A 19,762-nucleotide genomic window follows, 5' to 3' on the forward strand; every position below is an offset into this window, starting at 1 on the left:
CAGATTCTCGAGCTAGGTGCGGTCGACCTCTGCGACCATGACCCGACGGATCGCATCCGCTATCAATCTGGCCCGCTCGCGGTCGGCGTCATCGATCGTCTCGCCGCGCAGCACCTCGCTGAGGAACGGCACGACCTCGCGGTTGAGGATCGTGACCCGATCCTGCTGCACGGAGCGGGCGATGCCGGACTCCCGCTCACTCGACAGGCGGTTGGCCGCCCGGCGGGCACGCCGCTGCCAGCGTTCGAGCGAATGGATGGCGCTGAGCGAGAACGCGGCCGACGCCAGATTGAGCGCCAGCAGAGGCATAACCACGACGGCGATGACCGCGGCCGACGGGATGCCGAGCTTCAACGGGGCCACCTGGAGCAGCGTGATGAAACCCACCGCGATCGTCGCCAGGCCGCCGATCGCCACGATCTCGCGGGCCGGCCGGTATGGGGTGAGGGCGATGTAGAGCAGGCCGAGCGCGGCGGGGCCGGCCCAGCTCAGCCCGAAGGCCTCATCCGTGTACCACATGGACAGGGAGAGCAGGAGGGTCGCGAGCACGCCCAGGACGGCAACCCAGTGGTGCGCGCTCCGGGTCACCGGCCCGCGATAGGGATCGGTGGCGATGACGACGATGGCGCTCGCCCCACCCACGGCCATCAGCCCCATGACCGCGAGCGGACCGTTCGCGATGGTGTCGATGGACGAGACGACGACGACGGCGACGAACAGGAACGCCGAGAGGGCGGCGGCGAGGGTGAGGATGCGGTTGCTGAACGCCCCGACCGGGTCGAGCTGCTGGCGGGTCCGTTCGAGTGGCGTCATGCCGGCTCCCCCGTCGACTCGACCGCCACGGACAGTTCATTCGCAGGGGCGGCCTCCGCACGGGCAGCCTCCGCAGGGGCGGCGGATGCGACCGGGGCGATTGCCGGCACAGCACCCGGCGCGACAGGCAGCTGGAGGAGGATCGAGGTTCCGCTGCCCGGCGTCGACCAGATCTGCACGACGCCGCCGACCGCCTCGATGCGACGCCGCACCGAGTTCTTCAGGCCCAACCTGTCGGCGCCGATCACAGCATCCGAGAACCCCTTGCCCGCATCGATGACCATGACGGAGATCTCGTCGGGGGCGCCATAGACCGCCACCTCGGCCTTCATGACCCCCGAATGCTTGACCACGTTGACGAGGCACTGCTTGACGGCGAGGCCGAGGGCCGTGTTCCTGATGCGATCCAGCCGGGTGATCGCGGCGATGTCACCCGTGCCGATGACGTCGAGCCCCATCCTGCGCGCCTCCAGGATGGCCGAGTTCAACGGCAGCGTGCGCCAGTCGACGAGCGCCTCCTCCGTCGCGGAGGACAGATCCTCGTTCAGCCACTCCTGCCCGATGAGGATCTGCAGATCGTGCTCGATCTGCGTCTTCTGCACAGGATCGAGCCTGTCGCTCGTGGACGACGCGATCGCCGCCAGGTGGCTGAGGATCGTGTCGTGCATGAGGGCCGCCGCGCGAAGCTCCATGCGGGCCCGGATGTCGTCGAGCAGTTCGTCACGGGCGGCACGATGCAGGCGTGGCTGCGTCTTGTGGGCCAGACTCGTCGACACGAAGCCGAGCACGGAGACGCTGTACGCGATCAGGAGCGCAGCGAGCGTCACCGGATCGAACTGCACGGACAGCCCGGACTGGAGCAGCGCGGCCGCGGCGGCGAACTCCGCCAACAGATAACCGGAGAGCGTCCACAGCAGCGGCGGGATGATGCCCGCGCCGGTCCCCGCGACCATCACGAGGGCGACCTTCGGCAGCGCCAGCCACAGGATGCTGCCCTCCACAAGGGTCTGCATCTGCGTCGTGAAGACCAACACGTACCAGTAGGTGCTCACCGCGCCGACGGCGAGATAGCCGAAAGCCGCCACTGGGCGTCGCGACCTGTCGACCCAGTAGAGCGCCCCCAGCATGCAGGCGAGGGCCACCAGGGCAGGCCAGATCAGCAGGTCGATACGGGCCGCCGAGAAGGCGACGACGGCGAGCGTGCCGCAGAGCAGGCTCGCCAGGGCGATCGCGTGCGCCGACTTCGCCAGGGAACGACTGAGAGCCCTCGGAACCAGATGGGAGGGCAGACCCAATGACATGGCGGACTCCCCCCTTTCGCCTGCGATGGGAACTCACCTGAGTATGCCAGCAAAGAGAGGGTGAATGTACCCCGTTTTACGGGGTAGACCCGGGTGAACAGGGGGTGATTCTTTGTTTTTGTGCCCCGATATAAGGGATGAGCTGCCGCGAAAAGAGACGGATGCTCAGACCTTCTGCGAGATCGCCAGACGCTCGCCCGTTGCCGCCATCGTCTCAGCCGCCGCCTGCGGGTCATCCGACAGCTTCGTACCGAAACTCGGAACCATCTCCAGCACCCGCGGACGCCAACCCTCGAACTCGGACGGGAAGCACCGCTCCAGCAGCGAAAGCATGATCGGAACAGCCGTGGATGCCCCCGGCGAAGCGCCCAGGAGGCCCGCGATGCTGCCATCGGCGGAGGCGACGACCTCTGTGCCGAACTGCAGCACCCCGCCCTTCTTCGCATCCTTCTTGATGACCTGCACGCGCTGGCCCGCCGTGATCAGCTTCCAGTCGGCATCCTTCGCCTCCGGCATGAACGCCTGCAGAGCCTCCAGCTTCTTCGTGCGACTCGCGAGCAGCTCACCCACCAGATAGCGCACCAGATCGAAATTGTCCTTGCCGACGGCCAGCATCGGGATGATGTTGCTCGGGCGCAGCGAGAACGGCAGATCGAACCACGAACCCGACTTGAGGAACTTGGGCGAGAAACCGGCATAGGGGCCGAACATGAGGCTGGCCTCACCGTTCACCACGCGGGTGTCAAGATGCGGAACAGACATGGGCGGAGCGCCCACCGAAGCCTTGCCGTAGACCTTCGCCTGATGGCGCGCCACAATCGCAGGGTCATCGGTGCGCAGGAACTGCCCGCTGATCGGGAAGCCGCCGAAGCCCTTCGCCTCAGGGATGCCCGACTTCTGCAGCAGAGAGAGAGCCCCGCCGCCGGCACCCACGAACACGAAACGCGCACGCGCCACCGCCGGCGTCGCGCCGACCGTGTGCCTGCTGGTGATGCGCCACAGCCCGTCGCGCTGCCGCTTGAGACCCGTGACCTTGCGCTCCGTCGTGAGCACAGCACCATTGTCGGTGAGATAGGAGAACAGATTGCGGGTGAGCGCACCGAAGTCGACATCCGTGCCGCTGGGCACCCGCGTCGCCGCGATCGGCTGCGACTTGGCGCGGCCCGGAAGCAGCAGCGGAGTCCAGGAGCGGATGACGGCAGGGTCATCGCTGAACTCCATGCCGTCGAAGAGCGGGTGATCCTTGAGCGCCTCGAAACGGCGGCGCAGGTAGTCGACATTCTCCTCGCCCCACACGAAGCTCATGTGCGGAACAGGATTGATGAAGTTCTGCGGCTCGGGCAGCAGCCCCTTCTCCACCAGATACGACCAGAACTGGCGGGAGACCTGGAACTGCTCGTTGACGTTCACGGCACTCGAGATGTCGAACGTGCCGTCGGGCTGCTCCTTCGTGTAGTTCAACTCGCAGAGCGCCGCATGGCCGGTGCCCGCGTTGTTCCACGGGTTCGAACTCTCCAACGCCACATCAGAGAGCGCCTCGAACACCTCGATCGACCAGTCGGGCTGAAGCTGCTTGATGATCGCGCCGAGCGTCGCGCTCATGACGCCACCCCCGATCAGGGCGACATCGAGGGGCTGCTGTGCGGAAACCGTTGCTGAACTCACACGCTCCAGTTTACGCGGCCCACGCCGAGCGCCCGCCCCAGAGCGCGTTAAGCACCATCACGTCTTACGACCACGTGAAAATCGGCGGTTCTTACTACCGCAACGGGCCTCAGGCGGCGAGGATCCTCGCCGCGAGAAGCTCCGCGATCTGCACCGCGTTGAGCGCCGCACCCTTGCGAAGGTTGTCATTGCTGATGAACAGCGCCAGACCGCGACCACCGGGAACGCCCTCATCCTGACGGATGCGCCCCACGAAACTCGGATCCTTGCCGGCCGCCTCGAGCGGCGTCGGAACCTCCGCGAGCTGCACGCCCGGGGCATCCGCCAACAACTCGCGGGCCCGCTCAGGCGAGATCGCCTTCGAGAACTCCACATTGATCGACAGCGAATGACCCGTGAACACGGGAACGCGCACGCACGTGCCGCTCACCAACAGCTCCGGGATCTCCAGGATCTTGCGGCTCTCGTTGCGGAGCTTCTTCTCCTCATCGGTCTCGTTGAGCCCGTCGTCGACGATGCTGCCCGCCAGCGGGATCACATCGAACGCGATGTGCTTCGGGAACGCGGATGCCTCCGGCATCGTCACAGCGGAACCGTCGTGAACGAGATCGATGGTGTTCTGCTCCAGCGCGGCCTTCGCCTGCTCGAGAAGCTCCTCGCCACCCTTCAGCCCCGCACCCGAGACCGCCTGGTACGTGCTCACGATGAGACGCTCGAGCCCCGCTTCGCTGTGCAACACCTTCAGAACCGGCATTGCCGCCATCGTCGTGCAGTTCGGGTTCGCGATGATGCCCTTGACGGCCTCGTCGATCGCGTGCGGGTTCACCTCGCTGACGACCAGAGGAACATCCGGATCCATGCGGAAGCCAGACGAGTTGTCGACCACAGTCACACCGGCAGCCGCGAAACGCGGGGCCTGAGCCTTCGACGTCGTCGCACCCGCCGAGAAGATCGCGATGTCGAGGCCCGAAGGATCAGCGGTGGCGGCATCCTCGACCACGATCTGCTCACCCCGGAACGGCAGGGTCGTGCCCGCCGAACGCGCCGACGCGAAGAACCGCAGCTCGGCGATGGGGAAGTCGCGCTCCTCCAGAAGGCGACGCACAACCGTGCCCACCTGGCCCGTCGCACCGACGACGCCGATACGGACGCCCGCTGCCGAACTCTGCTCTGCCATGACGCTCATCGCCCCGTTCCTCCATAGACGACGGCCTCAGACTCGCCGTCCAGATCGAAGGCGTGGTGGATGACCCGCACCGCCTCATTCACGATGTCGGCGCGCGTGACCACACTGATGCGGATCTCACTCGTCGAAATCATCTCGATGTTGATGCCCGCATCCGAAAGAGCGGTGAAGAACTTCGCCGAGACACCCGTGTTGGTGCGCATGCCGGCGCCGACAAGCGCGATCTTGCCGATCTGGTCGTCATACTGCACAGACTCGAAACCGATGTCGGCCCTGCGCGCCTCCAGCGCATCCAGCACAGACTTCGCCTGCGACGTGGGCAGGGTGAAGGAGATGTCGGCGACACCCGTGTCAGAGGTCGAGGTGTTCTGCACGATCATGTCGATGTTCGCACCAGCGTTCGCGACGATCGTGAACAGCCGTGCAGCGGTGCCCGGAACATCCGGAACACCCACGACCGTGATCTTGTCCTCGCTGAGGTCAGCGGCAATACCCGTGATGATCGGTTCTTCCACGGTCTCTCCCTCTTTCGGATTCACCACAAGGGTGCCCTCATTGCGACTGAATGAGGATCGTACGTGAATGGTAACGCCGTGCCTGCGCGCATATTCCACAGCGCGAATATAGAGGACCTTGGCCCCGGCCGCAGCCAGCTCCAACATCTCCTCGCTCGTGACCCGGTCGATCTTGCGTGCCGACGGCACCACGCGCGGATCCGCGGTGAAGATGCCATCGACATCCGTATATATCTCACACACATCCGCGCCGAGAGCAGCCGCCAGCGCCACAGCAGTCGTATCAGAGCCGCCCCGACCCAGAGTCGTGATGTCACCCGTGCCCCGATTAAAACCCTGGAAGCCGGCGACAATCGCCACCGCGCCCGCATCGAGAGCCGCACGCACACGGTTGGGGCTGACCTCGACAATGCGAGCACTGCCATGCTTCTCGTCAGTGACCATGCCCGCCTGGCTGCCCGTGTAAGAACGCGCCTCGACGCCGAGATTGCGGATCGCCATCGCCAGCAGCGCCATCGAGATGCGCTCACCCGACGTGAGCAGCATGTCGAGCTCGCGGCCCGACGGATTCTCGCTGACCGCCTGCGCCAGATCGAGCAGCTCATCGGTCGTGTCGCCCATCGCAGACACCACCACGACAACCTCATTACCGGCGCGGTGGGTCTCCGCGATGCGCTCCGCGACGCGCGTGATGCTGGCGGCATCCGCGACAGAGGAACCGCCGAACTTCTGCACGATCAAGGCCACGCGAAAATCTCCCGGGAGTGAGTCAAGGTGAGGGCTGAACGGCAGCGATCACCGGTGCCGGAATGTACAGTGTACCGCCGGGCGGCAGACGTTAGTTCTCTACCAGCCGCCGGCCCTCAAATGCCCTACCCAATGTAACCTCATCGGCATATTCGAGATCGCCGCCGACAGGCAGACCGGATGCGAGGCGCGAGACAGACAGCCCCGGCTGCACCAACAGACGGGAGAGATACGTCGCTGTCGCCTCACCCTCCAAGTTCGGGTCGGTCGCGATGATGACCTCCGTGACCGTGCCATCGGCCAGTCTCGTCATCAGCTGCCGGATGCGCAGATCGTCAGGGCCGATGCCATCGATGGGGCTGATCGCACCACCCAGCACATGGTAAAGACCCCGGAACTCGCGGGTGCGCTCGATCGCGACAACATCCTTCGCCTCCTCCACCACACAGATCGTGGCCGGGCTGCGACGCGGATCACGGCAGATACCGCACGTCTCCTGCTCGCTCACATTGCCGCAGATCTCGCAGAAACGCACCTTCTCCTTGACCTCCATGAGCACCTCCGCCAGACGGGTGACATCGAAGGTCTCCGTCTGCAGAATGTGGAAGGCGATGCGCTGCGCCGACTTGGGCCCGATGCCGGGCAGGCGACCCAACTCGTCGATGAGCTCCTGAACGATTCCCTCGTACATCGGCTAGTTCACCCCCGGATTCGGACGCGGATTGTGCGGCTGCTCCTCGATGAAGGTGGCGCCCAGAACCTGACGCACAACCGACTCGCCATACTTCTGCGAGCCACCCGACTGCGCGGCACCACGGGGGGCGGATGCTGAGGGCTGCCTCTTCGGAGGCGTTGCCGCCTTCTGCGGGGCGGGCTGGGGCTGCGTGGGCTGGGCCTGCGCGGGCTGGGCTGACCCGGGTTGGGTCGCCCCGGGCTGTGCTGACCCGGGCTGTGCCGACCTGGGCTGGCGCGCGGGGCGGGACGCCTGCGCCGACTCCTCCGGCACCGAGTCGTAGTCGGGGTCGAACGGCGGCTGATCATCGAAAGGGGGTTCGTCGTCGGCTCGAGCGGATGCCTTGGTGGGAGGTTCCGTGGGGGCCAGTCTCGAGACGGCCGCCCCAGAGGGCGACCCCTCGACCAGCGGGTCGTCGGAGGGCGGCCCCCCGACCAGCGGGTCGTCGGCAGGCTCGGAGGGCTCGGCGGCCGAGGGCTCGGCGTCGGCGGAACCGGGGATCTGCGCCACCGCCCACCCTGTGACCGGCGCCGCGGCATCCGGAGTTCGATCCGCCGTCTTCTCCGCCGGACGCGTGACGGGCGGAGCGGATGCAGCCGCGAGTGTCGCATCCGCAGGCTTGGTGGCGGGTTCCGCTGCGGGTGTCGCCTGCGGCCGGGCGGGCGCGGCGCTCTCCGAATCGACGCGGGCGATGAGCTTCGGGACGATCCCCAGCACGGCCGACACGGCCTGCTTGAGGTAGTCGCCGACGCCCTGACCCGGAGCGGCGGCCTGCTTGAGCGCCTCCACATCCTTCTGGCTGGGGAACGACAGCACGAGAACCTCGCTGTCGCGCAGCTCGCGCACCTGAGCGGTGAACAGCACCATCCAGGCGGTGCGCTTCGCATTCTGCACATGCTCGAGGATCTCCGGCCAGGCATCCCGCACCTGCTGCACGGTGACCGGGCCGACAGGAGCGGCAGCCTTCGCAGGGACGGCCGGCACAGAACCGCTGGTCGAGGGGCCACCCTCCGGTAGCCCGCTGGTCGAGGGGTCGCCCCCTGGGGCGACCGTCTCGAGACCGGCCCCCGCCGAAGCAGCACCCGACGTGGAGGCAGAAGTCTCGGCGACTCGAGCCTGAGGAGCAGTCACGGCCGGAACCGCCGAGGCATCCGCCTCCGCACCCCCCGAAGAACCCGCCCCACTCACTCCGATACGTCGCTCGAGGCGCTCCACCCGCGCCAGCGCGCCACGCTGCGAGTCATCGGATGCGGGCACGAGCACGCGCGCCATCATCAACTCCAGATGCAGTCGCGGGGAGGTGGCGCCGGTCATCTCTGTGAGCGCCGCACCCACAACATCCGCCGTACGACTCAGCTCGGCCTGGCCGAAGCGGGACGCCTGCTGAGCCATATGGTCGAGCTCATCCTGCTGCACGCCGCGCAGCACAGCCGCGGCACCCTGATGGCCGCCGGGCGGGAACGCGGCGACGACGATGAGATCGCGCAGCCGCTCGAGCAGATCTTCGACGAAACGCCGCGGGTCCTGGCCGGTCTGGATGACCCGGTCGACCGCCTCGAATGCCGCCGCGGCATCCTTCGCCCCCAACGCGTCGACGACCTCGCCCAGCAGCGCGCCGTGGGTGTAACCGAGCAGCGCAACGGCCCGCTCGTAGATGACATCGGTGCCCTCGGAGCCGGCGATGAGCTGGTCGAGCAGCGACAGCGTGTCACGCACGGAACCGCCACCGGCGCGCACGACGAGCGGCAGCACGCCCGCCTCAACGGTGACGCCCTCGCTCTCGCACAACTGCCCCACATAGTCGAGCATCTGGGCGGGCGGAACCAGCCGGAACGGGTAGTGGTGCGTGCGCGAACGGATCGTACCGATGACCTTGTCGGGCTCCGTCGTGGCGAAGATGAACTTGACGTGCTCCGGCGGCTCCTCGACGATCTTGAGCAGCGCATTGAAGCCCTGCGGCGTCACCATGTGCGCCTCATCGAGGATGAAGATCTTGTAGCGATCGCGCGCGGGGGCGAACACGGCGCGCTCACGCAGATCGCGGGCATCATCGACACCGTTGTGGCTGGCCGCGTCGATCTCGACCACATCGAGCGAGCCGCCGCCATCGCGCGACAGCTCCACACAACTCGGGCAGACACCGCAGGGGGTGTCGGTGGGGCCCTCGTGGCAGTTCAGGCAGCGGGCCAGGATGCGCGCACTCGTCGTCTTGCCGCAGCCGCGCGGGCCGCTGAACAGGTAGGCGTGATTGACGCGATTGGTGCGCAGCGCCGTCATCAGCGGCTCCGTCACCTGCGACTGGCCGATCAGCTCGGCGAAGGTCTCTGGCCGGTATCGGCGATATAGGGCGGTAACCACGGCTCAATCGTAGTCGTGGCCGGTGACGCTGGGCTGTGCCCTCCACAGCATCCGCAATGCCGCCGCGTGCGTCACCCGCGAGCCGCCGTGCTCGACTCGCCGCGCCTCGTTTCGCTCAGCAGGAGAACCTCGCCGCCACGCCGACAGCAGATGCCCCATCCCAGCGTGTCGGCGAGGTTCTCCTGTTGAGACAGCGGATGCGAGGCTCGGTTCGGGCGAACAGGCCCGGCTCCCTAACAGGGTCGGCAGCGCACGCTTGTCCACAGCCTGAGTGCGCATCGCTGCCGCAGACGGGCGAAGCCACGAGCATCGAAGGATGCTCCCTCCCCGAAACCACTCGCGGTTGGCGCTCCGGCGCGCCATGCGCCTCGTCGGGCAGCTCGCCCGGCGGCGCACCCTCCTGGGCCTCGGCATCACCCCCGCCGAACTCGCCGAAGCACTGCGCAGCGGCTACCTCTGGCGCCCCCGGCGCGGGTGGTACGCCACCCGTCATGTCGACTCCGATCAGCTTCGCGCCGTCGCAACAGGCGCTCGCATCGGATGCGTCAGCGCGCTGCGACGCTGGGGCGTCTGGTCCGGCCCCGACGACATGCTCCACCTGCACGCTGCGCCCACCGCATCCCGCCTGGGTGCCGCATCCGTCTCGGTGACGCCGACGAACACCGCTCCCCTGCCGCATCCGACGATCCTCGACGCCTACGGGCACGAACTCGACACCGTCCGTAGTTGCTCACCCGCGCCAGCCATCACGCATTGGAGTGAGCAACGATTTCCGGGCGCCCTGGACTGGATCGTCTCGGTCGAGGATGCACTCCTGCAGGCCGCACGCTGCCAGGATTCCGAGCACGCGGTCGCCTGCATCGACTCCGCGCTGAACCGCGGCGCGATCGACGAAGACGCCTGGTCGCGCATCCTGCAACACCTTCCCGACCGCTTGAAACCGCTCGACCTGCAGAAGGACGCTCGCGCCGGTTCAGGCAACGAAACGATCGCGCGGCTGCGCATCATCGCGGCGGGCTTCAAGGTCGAACCGCAGCACTCCATGCCCGGCATCGGTGACGTCGACATGCTCGTGGACGGGTGCGTCGTCGTCGAGGTCGACAGTGAGCGCTACCACTCGAGCGACACCCAGCGCCGCAAGGACCGCACCCGCACCCTCATATCCCTCCTCTACGGCATACCGGTGGTGCGGATCGGCCCAGAGCATCTGCCGCCCACCGACTGGCCACTCGCTCTCGCGGCCCTTCGACAGCAGGTGGCCGACGCGCGGATGCTCATGGCCGCACGCCGCGCAATCGTGCGGGGGTGAGCATCCGCCTATTCAGGCAACCGCGCGACTCGCTCTGCAGGAGAAAAGAGTCGACGCCCCGGCGGAGCCCTCCGAAACACCGCGTGTCACCCCAGATCTCCTGTTGACGGAAAGGTGGAGGGAGGGAGGGTGAGCGGTGAGCGGTGAGCGGGAGGATGCCGGGGCCGGCAGGGCAGAGTGGCGGGCGGATGCGCGGGGCGGGTGAGCGAGCGGATGTTGACTGGCGGGTGAACATCCGCCGCCTCAGCACACCGCGCGATTCGCTCTGCAGGAGAAAAGAGCCGACACCCCGGAATTGCGCACTGAAACACCGCGCGTCACCCCAGATCTCCTGTTGACGGAAGGTGGCGCGCGGGCGGGCGTCAGGCGAAGGCGGCGGCCTGGCGGGCGATCTCGAGCTCCTCGTTGGTGGGGACCACAAGAACGGCAACGGGCGCGCCCTCCGGAGAGATGAAGCGCGCCACCCGCGACGACAGTTCGTTGCGGTCGTCGTCGATCTCGATTCCCAGGAACTCGAGGCCGGCCAGCGCCCGGCGGCGCAGCAGCGCGTTGTTCTCGCCGATGCCGGCGGTGAAGACGAGCACGTCCAGCCCGCCGAGCCCGGCGATGTAAGCGCCGATGTAGTGGCGGATGCGGTGCCTCCACACGGCGAGCGCTGCGAGTGCCTGCTCGTCGCCCTGCGCGGCCGCCTCCTGCACATCGCGCATGTCGCCCGTGCCGGTGAGTCCCAGCAGTCCGCTGCGACGGTTGAGCAGCGTGTCGAGTTCGTCGACGCCCATGCCCGCCTGCCGCGCGAGGTGGAACAGCACGCCCGCGTCGATGTCGCCCGAGCGGGTACCCATGACGAGGCCCTCCAGCGGGGTCAATCCCATCGAGGTGTCGACCGAGCGGCCCCCGTCGACAGCGGTGACGGATGCGCCATTGCCGAGATGCAGCACGATCGTCTTCAGCGACTCCAGCGGCCGGTCGAGGAACACGGCCGCCTGCCGCGACACATACTCGTGCGAGGTTCCGTGGAAGCCGTAGCGGCGCACCTCATACTTCTCCGCCACCTCCGCATCGATCGCGTAGGTGTACGCCTCCGGGGGCAGCGTCTGGTGGAACGCGGTGTCGAAGACGGCGACGTGAGGCACATCCGGCAGGGCGGCACGCGCAGCACGGATGCCCAGGACGTTCGCGGGGTTGTGCAGCGGCGCGAGCGCAGACAGTCGATCGATCTCAGCCTCGACGTCGTCGTCGATGAGGGTCGCGGAGGAGAAGCGCGGGCCCCCGTGGACGACCCTGTGACCGACGGCCACGATCTCGCGATCGGGGCCCAGAGCATCCAGAACCTGCCTCATACCCTCGGTGTGATCGCCCGCGCCGCCGCCCGGCTCGCCGATGCGCTCGATGAGACCGCTGACGACGGCCTTCTCGGTGTCGAGGTCGACCAACTGGTACTTGATCGACGACGAGCCGGAGTTGACGACGAATACCTGGGTCACTGGGGCTCCTGACTGGCGGCCTGGATGGCGGTGATCGCGACGGTGTTGACGATGTCCTGAACGAGGGCGCCGCGCGACAGATCGTTGATGGGCTTGTTGAGCCCCTGAAGCACGGGCCCGATGGCGACGGCGCCAGCACTGCGCTGCACCGCCTTGTAGGTGTTGTTGCCTGTATTCAGATCAGGGAATATGAACACGGTCGCCCGCCCCGCGACCTCGCTGCCCGGCATCTTGGAGGTGCCGACGGAGGCGTCGACGGCCGCGTCGTACTGGATCGGCCCGTCCACCTTGAGGTCGGGGCGGCGCGAACGCACAAGCGCCGTGGCCTCGCGCACCTTGTCGACATCGGCGCCCGTGCCGGACTCCCCCGTCGAATACGACAGCATGGCGATGCGCCGCTCGATCTCGAACTCCTCGGCCGTCGCCGCCGACGAGATGGCGATGTCGGCCAGCTGCTCCGCATTCGGGTCGGGGTTCACGGCGCAGTCACCGTAGACGAGCACGCGATCTTCGAGACACATGAGGAACACGCTCGACACGACCGAGACATCCGGCTTCGTCTTGATGATCTCGAAGCCCGGTCGGATGGTGTGGGCCGTCGTGTGCGCGGCGCCCGAAACCATGCCGTCGGCGAGGCCCAGGTGCACCATCATGGTGCCGAAATACGACACATCGGTGACCGTCTCGCGGGCATCCTCGATCGTCACACCCTTGTGCGCGCGCAGCTTCGCGTACTCGACGGCGAAACGCTCGCGCAGCTCCGGGTCGAAGGGGCTCAGGATGCTCGCCGCTGCGATGTCGAGGCCGAGACCGGTCGCACGCGCCCGCACCTCCGTCTCGTCGCCGAGGATGGTGAGCTTCGCGACCCCGCGCCGCAGCAGCGTGCTCGCGGCACGCAGGATGCGGTCGTCGCCACCCTCCGGCAGCACGATGTGCTTCTGCACGGAGCGCGCCCGGTCGAGAAGGTCGTACTCGAACATGAGCGGCGTGATGACATCCGAACGGCTCACCTCGAGGCGTCCCAGCAGCAGCCGCGCGTCGACATGCTGCTCGAAGAGGGCGATCGCCGTGTCGAACTTGCGCGGCGAATCGGCGGCCAGTCGACCTCGCGTCTTGGTGACCCGGCGGGCGGTGTCGTAGGTGCCGTACTCGGTGCGGATGATCGGAAGCGGTGAGCTGAGCCCATCGATGAGGCGCTCGATCTGCGGCAACAGGTCGAAACCACCGTTCAGGATGATGCCCGCCAGCGACGGGAAGGTGTCGGACGCGTTCGCCATGAGCAGGGCGAGCAACACATCGGAACGGTCACCCGCGACAACAACAACGGAGCCCTCGATCAGACGGGTCAGACAGTTCTCCATCGACATGCCGGCCATGACCACGCCGAGGGCCTCCCGGTGCAGCAACTCCCGGTCGCCCTTGATCAGCGTGCCGTCGACCGCGTGCAGCAGCGACTCCATACTGGGGGCCAGCAGAAACTCGTCTTCGGGGATCGCCCAGACGGGGACGGCGCCCGCCGCGGCATCCGTCAGCTCCCGGATGATCGGATCGAGCGCATCCGGATCGGAGCGATTCGCGATGACCCCCACCAGGTGGGCGTGAGCCCCCTCAAGCTCCTGCATGGCCAGGCCGAACACCTGGCGCAACTCGTCGGGGCTGCGGGCGCCCGTCTCGCTGTGCTGGCCGCCGAGCACCAGAAGCACGGGGGCGCCCAGGTTGGCGGCGATGCGGGCGTTGTACGACAGCTCGGTCGGGCTGCCGACATCGGTGTAATCGGAGCCGAGCACGACGACAACGTCACACTGCCGCTCGACCGCCTTGAAGCGCTCGACAATGCGTGACAGGGCGGCATCCGGGTCGTCATGGACCTCTTCGTAGCTAACGCCGACACAGTCGTCGTACTCGAGTTCGACGCCGTCGTGAGCGAGTAGCAGCTCGAGAACGTAGTCGCGCTCGACCGTCGAGCGCGTCACCGGCCTGAACACTCCCACCCTGCCGGCCTCGTGGCTGAGGGTTTCGAGCAACCCGAGGGCGATCGTCGACTTGCCGGCATGCCCCTCGGCGGAGGTGATGTAGATGTTGCGAGCCACCCTGTCAGCCTACGCGGCGGGTGAGTTGCGCCGTAAAAGAAAAGACCCCTCGCGCACCCGCCAGAGCCCGGTTACCCTTGCTGCATTTCTGCCCTGGGGGAGTTGGCCTGGATGGCGCCACGCGAGGAGCCGTTTCTAGTTTAGCTGACGCAGACACCCGCTGGTGTGCACCACTGTTGCGAGGCTACTCAGAACGGGTAGTCCGCGATCGTGGGGCGCACGGTCAGCCACTGCACCTCAGTGAATGCCTCGATATTGGCGGTGGCGCCGCCGAAGCGCGAGCCGGTTCCGGATGCTCCGACGCCGCCGAATGGAGAGTTGGCTTCGTCTGAGACGGTCTGTTCGTTGATGTGGATCTTGCCGGCGTGGATGCGGTCGGCGACTTCCATGGCCTGCCCGACGTCGCCGAGGATACCGACGGCGAGGCCGTAGTCGCTCGCGTTGGCCAGTTCGATGGCTTCGTCGATGGTGCCGAATTTCATGACGGGGGCGACGGGTCCGAAGATCTCGTCGGCCCAGCCTCGCGTCTGTGTGGTGAGGTCGGCGAGCACGGTGGGCCGGTAGAAGAGGTCCTCGGATGTTCCTCCTGCGGCGAGGCGTGCCCCGGCTGCGACGGATTCGTCAACGATCTCGGCGATGCGGTCGCGCTGCTTCTCGTCGATGATGGGGCCGAGCGCGACCTGGCCGGTGGCGGGGTCGCCGACGGTGAGGGCATCCGCTTTCTCTGCAAGGCGGGTGACGTAGGCGTCGTAGAGGCTTTCGTGCACGATGTGCCGGCCGGTGGTCATGCAGATCTGGCCCTGGTGCATGAAGCTGGCGAAGGCTCCGGCGGAGGCGGCCTTCTCGAGGTCGGCGCCGGGCAGCACGATGAGGGCGTTGTTGCCGCCGAGTTCGAGGTGCGCGCGCTTGAGGTGGCGGGCTGCGGCTTCTCCGACTTTGCGGCCGGCCGGCGTGGAGCCGGTGAATGACACGACGGAGACTTCGGGCGCTTCGACGACCGCGCTGCCGACATCCGCTCCTCCCTGCAGCAGTTGGAGCACGCCGGCGGGCAGGCCGGCCTCTTCGAAGATGCGCATGAGCACGACGCCGCCGCAGACCGCCGTGCGGGGGTCGGGCTTGAGCAGTACCGCGTTGCCGAGCGCGATGGCGGGCGCGACGGAGCGGATCGACAGGATGAGCGGAAAGTTGAAGGGGGCGATGACGCTGACGACGCCGACGGGCAGCCTGCGCGCGAACGACCAGCGGCCCTCGTTGCTGGTGAGCACCTCGCCGTGCGGGTGGGAGGGCAGCGCGGATGCCTCGTAGCATTCGTTCGCGGCGATGTGCGTCTCGAGGCCGGCCTTGGGCGGGATGCCGCCCGATTCGCGCATGATCCAGCCCTGGATCTCGTCGGCGTGCTGCTCGAACAGCTGGCCTGCGCGGCGCAGCACTGCGGCCCGATCTTCGGGGGTGCGCTGCGCCCATTCGCGCTGCGCCTTCGCCGCGGAGGTCGCGGCGCGCTCGACGTCGGCGACGGATGCGGCTCCGACCGTTCCGAGGCTACGTCCGGTGGCCGGCTCGACGACGGGCAACGTTCCGGCTTCGCCGTCGGTCCAGCCGTCGATGAAGATCTTGCCCTGCCAGAGGGAGGTCGCTAGCAGTGTCATGGGGTGCTCCTTGTGGTCGTTGCCTTGTTTTCTGAGTCTGCGCGGGCATCCTGAGTGCTGGATTGGGGTGGTTGCGCGGCTTTCCGTGCCGCCGCACGGTTGCGCTGCACGAGTGTGGCCGCGCTCACCGCGACGAGCAGGGCGACGCCGTTGAAGACGTGCGTGACCCAGGTCTTGGCGCCCAGGATGATGAGCCCGTTGGCGCCGACGGCGAGCAGGTAGACGCCGATGACGGTGCCCCACACGTTGAAGTAGCCGGCGCGGATGGCGGTCGCCCCGAGGAATGCGGCCGCGTAGGCGGGCAGCAGGAACTCGGGCCCGAGGTCGGGGGTCGCGTTTCCGGCGCGGGACGCCTGCAGGGTTCCGGCGATTCCGGCGAGCACACCGGCACCGATGAAGGCGGCCGCCAGGTATCGCTTCGTGCGCACGCCCGACAGCGTGGCGGCATCCCGCCCCATTCCTGTGGCCCGCAGGTAGCGACCGAAGGGGGTGCGCTCGAGCAGGTACCAGAGCACGACCGCGATGACGGCGAAGTAGACGATGACCAGCTGGATGCCCTCGATGCGCGTGTTCGTGAGCGCCGAGAATTCGTCTGAGCCATGGATGATGAGCGTGCTGTTCGTCAGCAACAGGTTGAGGCCGGCCAGGATGGTGGCCATCGCGAGTGTCGCGATGAACGCGTTCACGCCGACGACGATGGTCATGAAGGCGTTGATCGCACCGATGGCCGCCCCCACGAGGATTGTCGCCGCGATGACCACGATGATGGGGGCACCGGATGCGGCGAGCACGATTCCGAGGATCGTGCAGATGCCCAGATTGGCCCCCACCGAGAGGTCGAACTCGCCGGCGGCGAGCGGCAGGATGACGGCGAGCGCCAGGATGCCGGGCACGGCCTGGTCGGCGAGGATCTGCCGGAAGTTGCCCGCGCTGGCGAAGGTGCCCGGCATGAGCGCCGAGAACACCACGACCATGAGCACGAGGAACACGGCGATGCCGTAGTTGCGCATGAGGCTCGAGAACCCCCAGGCGCGTGTTGACGTTGTCATGTCATTCCCCTCCCGGGATGGTGACGGTTTCATTCGCCGTGCAGGCGAGGGCGAGTCTGTCGCCCGTGATGTCGGCGCCCTCGAGTTCCGCCACCTGGCGGCCCCTGTTGAGCACCACGACCCTGTCGGCGAGGCCGACGAGGTCGTCGTAGTCGGTGGAGGCGACCACGACGGCCACTCCCGATTCGGCGAGGCCGCGAAGGATGTTCGCGATCTCCTGGGTGGCCAGCGCGTCGACACCCTGGGATGGCTCGTCGAGCAGGATGGCCTTCACGTCGCCGCTCGCGGCGCGGGCGACGACGACCTTCTGCTGGTTGCCACCCGAGAGGCTGCGCACGGGGGTGGCCGGGCCGGCCGCCTTCACCAGGAATCGCTCGGAGAGTGCGGCGGCTGCCGCCCGCTCCCCCGCCCGGTCGATACTGCCCAGGCGTGTGTGGCGGGCCAGCCTGCCCAGGGTGAGATTCTCGGCGACGCCCATGTCGAGCACGACGCCGTCGCTCCTGCGATTCTGCGGCACGCAGGTGACCCCCAGCGCGACAGCATCCGCGGGCCCGGCCGGACTGTACCCGCTCCCCTGGAATCGCATCTCGCCCGCATCCGGCTGCTGTGCCCCGGCGAGGATTCGCACCAGTTCGCTGCGCCCGCATCCGATGAGCCCCGTCACGCCGACGATCTCGCCGGCCCGCACGCTGAAGTCGACCCCGGAGAGCCGGGACCCGTGCAGGCCCCACGCCTGCAACACGGGGTCGCCCTCGCGCTGCTCCGCACGGGCCAGCTTCACCTTCTCCAGCGGGCGGCCGACGATGAGCGAGACGATCTCGTGCGAGTCGCGCGCGCCCAGCGGTTCATCGGCGACGAGCCGCCCGTCACGCAGCACCGCCACCCTGTCGGCGATTCGACGCACCTCTTCTATGCGGTGGCTCACATAGATGGTGGTGCCGCCGCGCTCACGCAGCCGCTCCAGCATCCGCAACACCGTGTCGACCTCGTCGGCCGGCAGCGACGCCGTCGGCTCATCGAGCACAAGGATGCGATCGCGCAACGCATCGAGGCCGGCGTCACGCGACTGGAACGCCCGCGCTATTCCGATCATGGTGCGCACCGACGGCGACAACTCGCCGACGAGGGCACCCGGATGCACGTGCAGATCGAAGAGGTCGAGGGTCGCCGCAGTATGCGCGAACTGTGCGCGGCGGTTGATCGGCGCGATCACACCGCGGGCGATGAAACGATCGACGAGCGCGAAGTTGTCGGCGACCGTGAGGCTGTCGACAAGGCCGAGATCCTGATGCAGGAAGCGCAGGCCAGCGGCGTGCGACGCGGCGGGCGTCGAAGGAAGCGCGAGCTCACGCCCGCCCACCCAGGCGCGGCCACCGGCATCCGGTTCATAGACGCCCGCGAGGATCTTGATGAGCGTCGACTTGCCGGAACCGTTCATGCCCAGCAGGGCGGTCACCTCGCCCGCGGGGACCTCCACCGTGACATCGTCGAGGGCGCGCTGGCCGGCGAAGGTCTTGGAGACATTCGCGATGCGGAGGGCTGCGCTCATGGTGCTGCTCCTTGATTGGGGGCGATGAGGAAGAGGGCCCCGCCGGACCGGTGTCGGCCCGGCGGGGTGGCGTGGGGTGCGATCAGCCGGCGGCGGTCCAGAGCTTCTCGAAACCCGACTTCCAGTTGGAGTCACCCGTCCAGGGCAGCTCAGGCATCGAGTCCGCGGTCACGAGACGCTTCGGCATGTTGCTCAACTCATACGAAGTGAGGTCGCCCTGGAACAGCCGGTTCATCTGGTGCACCATCAGGTAGCCGCCCCACTCCATCGGCTTGATGACATCCATGAACTGGTTCTTGCCGTTCATGATGAGCTCGAGGTTCGCCGAGTTGCCGTCGAAGGACAGCATCCTGATGGTGTCGCCGCTCGCGCTGCGCTCAACCGTCGCCTGGCTGCCGACCACCGCAGCACCCGTGTGCGTCCAGATGTAGTCGATCTGCGGCTTCGCCGTCAGCGTCGCCTGGATCTGCGGCGGCAGGCCCGACTGCAACTGCGACATCTGCGTCTCGAGGGTCTCCACGATCTCGCAGCCCGGGCACAGCTCGGGCAGCCACTTTTCGAAGGCCACCGTGCGGGAGGCGATCGACGGGAACGCCGGGTCGGTCGTCACCAGGATCTTCGCGTCGCCGCCGCTGTCGAGCGCGATCGCCGCGGCCGACATCTTGCCGGAGACATCCTCGTCGGGCGTGATGTCCGCGTCGAAGCGCTCATCGCCGGGCGACATGCTGTTGACCAGGAAGAGGCCGGCCTCGCGCGCCTCGACCAGCTTGTCCGACAGCTGGTCGCCGACCGCGGCCGTAAAGATGATGCCGTCGGCGCCCAACTGGATGGCCTGGTCGATCGCCTGCCGCGACTTCTCCGGGTTGCCGCCCGGGTCGATCATGCGCGACTCCCAGCCGAGGAACTCGGCCGCCTCCATGGCGGAGTCGGCGCCGCGGGCGCACGCCTCGGAGGCATAGGTGCACGGAATCACGACGATCGACTTACCCTGCGCGATCGCGGGCGAACTCTCGGGGACCTGCTCGTCGAGCGGCTGCTGGAACTCGTCCATCATCGTCTGCAGGGCGGCCGTGTCGACCGCGGCGGCCGGCCCTTCGGCGGCCGGGGCATCCTCGCTGCTGCACGCGGCAAGCGATGCGATCAGGAGGGGCGCTGCAATAAGGCCGAAAACGGCCCTGGACCGTGAACTCTTCATGGGTGTGCCTTTCACTGTGGGTGCGTCGGTGGACCCGAGCAGCAGAACGGATGCCCGCTGCCACTGATCTGCCCGCAATCCTGCCCAGCTGCGGCGCGCGGTGGGGCGGATGTCCGGACCAG

At 67.6% G+C, this 19,762-nt stretch carries 14 protein-coding genes and 1 other RNA gene; 1 reads left to right on the forward strand and 14 read right to left on the reverse strand.

What is annotated here, in order from left to right; translation table 11 throughout:
• Window positions 1–12 precede the first annotated feature (12 nt).
• The 7 genes from FB562_RS09210 to FB562_RS09240 form a co-directional block, all read right to left on the reverse strand.
• The gene (locus tag FB562_RS09210) at window positions 13–813 is read right to left on the reverse strand and encodes a hypothetical protein (RefSeq protein ID WP_141880835.1); all 801 of its coding nucleotides are present in this window, start codon (window positions 811–813) and stop codon (window positions 13–15) included.
• The gene (locus FB562_RS09215) at window positions 810–2,114 is read right to left on the reverse strand and encodes a sensor histidine kinase (RefSeq protein WP_141880836.1); all 1,305 of its coding nucleotides are present in this window, start codon (window positions 2,112–2,114) and stop codon (window positions 810–812) included. The genes FB562_RS09210 and FB562_RS09215 overlap by 4 nt, the downstream gene beginning before the upstream one ends.
• Window positions 2,115–2,279: 165 nt before the next feature.
• Window positions 2,280–3,779, reverse strand: a complete 1,500-nt coding sequence (locus tag FB562_RS09220; protein WP_141880837.1) for a malate:quinone oxidoreductase — start codon at window positions 3,777–3,779, stop codon at window positions 2,280–2,282.
• Between the two features lie 109 nt (window positions 3,780–3,888).
• A complete protein-coding gene (locus tag FB562_RS09225; RefSeq protein WP_246081415.1) occupies window positions 3,889–4,965 on the reverse strand; it encodes an aspartate-semialdehyde dehydrogenase in 1,077 nt (358 codons plus the stop codon).
• Window positions 4,962–6,227 carry an aspartate kinase gene (locus FB562_RS09230; protein ID WP_141880838.1) on the reverse strand — a complete coding sequence of 422 codons (1,266 nt, stop codon included), beginning with the start codon at window positions 6,225–6,227 and terminating at the stop codon, window positions 4,962–4,964. Before FB562_RS09230 ends, FB562_RS09225 begins: the two co-directional genes overlap by 4 nt.
• A gap of 91 nt (window positions 6,228–6,318) precedes the next feature.
• Window positions 6,319–6,918: a recombination mediator RecR gene (recR, locus tag FB562_RS09235; RefSeq protein ID WP_141880839.1), complete on the reverse strand. Its 600-nt coding sequence runs from the start codon at window positions 6,916–6,918 to the stop codon at window positions 6,319–6,321.
• A 3-nt stretch (window positions 6,919–6,921) separates the two neighbouring features.
• Window positions 6,922–9,318: a DNA polymerase III subunit gamma and tau gene (locus tag FB562_RS09240; protein WP_141880840.1), complete on the reverse strand. Its 2,397-nt coding sequence runs from the start codon at window positions 9,316–9,318 to the stop codon at window positions 6,922–6,924.
• Between the two features lie 316 nt (window positions 9,319–9,634).
• On the opposite strand from FB562_RS09240, the gene FB562_RS09245 reads away from it, so the two are divergent.
• A complete protein-coding gene (locus FB562_RS09245; protein ID WP_141880841.1) occupies window positions 9,635–10,627 on the forward strand; it encodes a hypothetical protein in 993 nt (330 codons plus the stop codon).
• Window positions 10,628–10,989: 362 nt separating this feature from the next.
• On the opposite strand, the gene FB562_RS09250 is transcribed toward FB562_RS09245, so the two are convergent.
• The 7 genes from FB562_RS09250 to FB562_RS09280 all read right to left on the reverse strand — a co-directional run bounded on the left by FB562_RS09250 (window position 10,990) and on the right by FB562_RS09280 (window position 19,640).
• Window positions 10,990–12,111, reverse strand: coding sequence for an acetate/propionate family kinase (locus FB562_RS09250; RefSeq protein ID WP_141880842.1), 1,122 nt, complete (start codon window positions 12,109–12,111; stop codon window positions 10,990–10,992).
• Window positions 12,108–14,201 carry a phosphate acetyltransferase gene (pta, locus tag FB562_RS09255; RefSeq protein WP_141880843.1) on the reverse strand — a complete coding sequence of 698 codons (2,094 nt, stop codon included), beginning with the start codon at window positions 14,199–14,201 and terminating at the stop codon, window positions 12,108–12,110. Before pta ends, FB562_RS09250 begins: the two co-directional genes overlap by 4 nt.
• 37 nt (window positions 14,202–14,238) lie before the next feature.
• Window positions 14,239–14,335, reverse strand: an RNA gene (ffs, locus tag FB562_RS09260) — signal recognition particle sRNA small type.
• A gap of 54 nt (window positions 14,336–14,389) precedes the next feature.
• Window positions 14,390–15,847 (reverse strand): benzaldehyde dehydrogenase, encoded by a 1,458-nt coding sequence (locus FB562_RS09265; protein WP_141880844.1) that lies wholly within the window; start codon window positions 15,845–15,847, stop codon window positions 14,390–14,392.
• Window positions 15,844–16,896, reverse strand: a complete 1,053-nt coding sequence (locus FB562_RS09270; protein ID WP_185740497.1) for an ABC transporter permease — start codon at window positions 16,894–16,896, stop codon at window positions 15,844–15,846. Before FB562_RS09270 ends, FB562_RS09265 begins: the two co-directional genes overlap by 4 nt.
• 1 nt (window position 16,897) lies before the next feature.
• Window positions 16,898–18,445 (reverse strand): sugar ABC transporter ATP-binding protein, encoded by a 1,548-nt coding sequence (locus tag FB562_RS09275; protein ID WP_141880846.1) that lies wholly within the window; start codon window positions 18,443–18,445, stop codon window positions 16,898–16,900.
• A gap of 82 nt (window positions 18,446–18,527) precedes the next feature.
• Window positions 18,528–19,640 carry a sugar ABC transporter substrate-binding protein gene (locus tag FB562_RS09280; RefSeq protein WP_185740498.1) on the reverse strand — a complete coding sequence of 371 codons (1,113 nt, stop codon included), beginning with the start codon at window positions 19,638–19,640 and terminating at the stop codon, window positions 18,528–18,530.
• Window positions 19,641–19,762: the final 122 nt, after the last annotated feature.

Origin of the sequence: Homoserinimonas aerilata, from assembly GCF_006716125.1 — a bacterium.
GTDB lineage: Bacteria > Actinomycetota > Actinomycetes > Actinomycetales > Microbacteriaceae > Homoserinimonas > Homoserinimonas aerilata.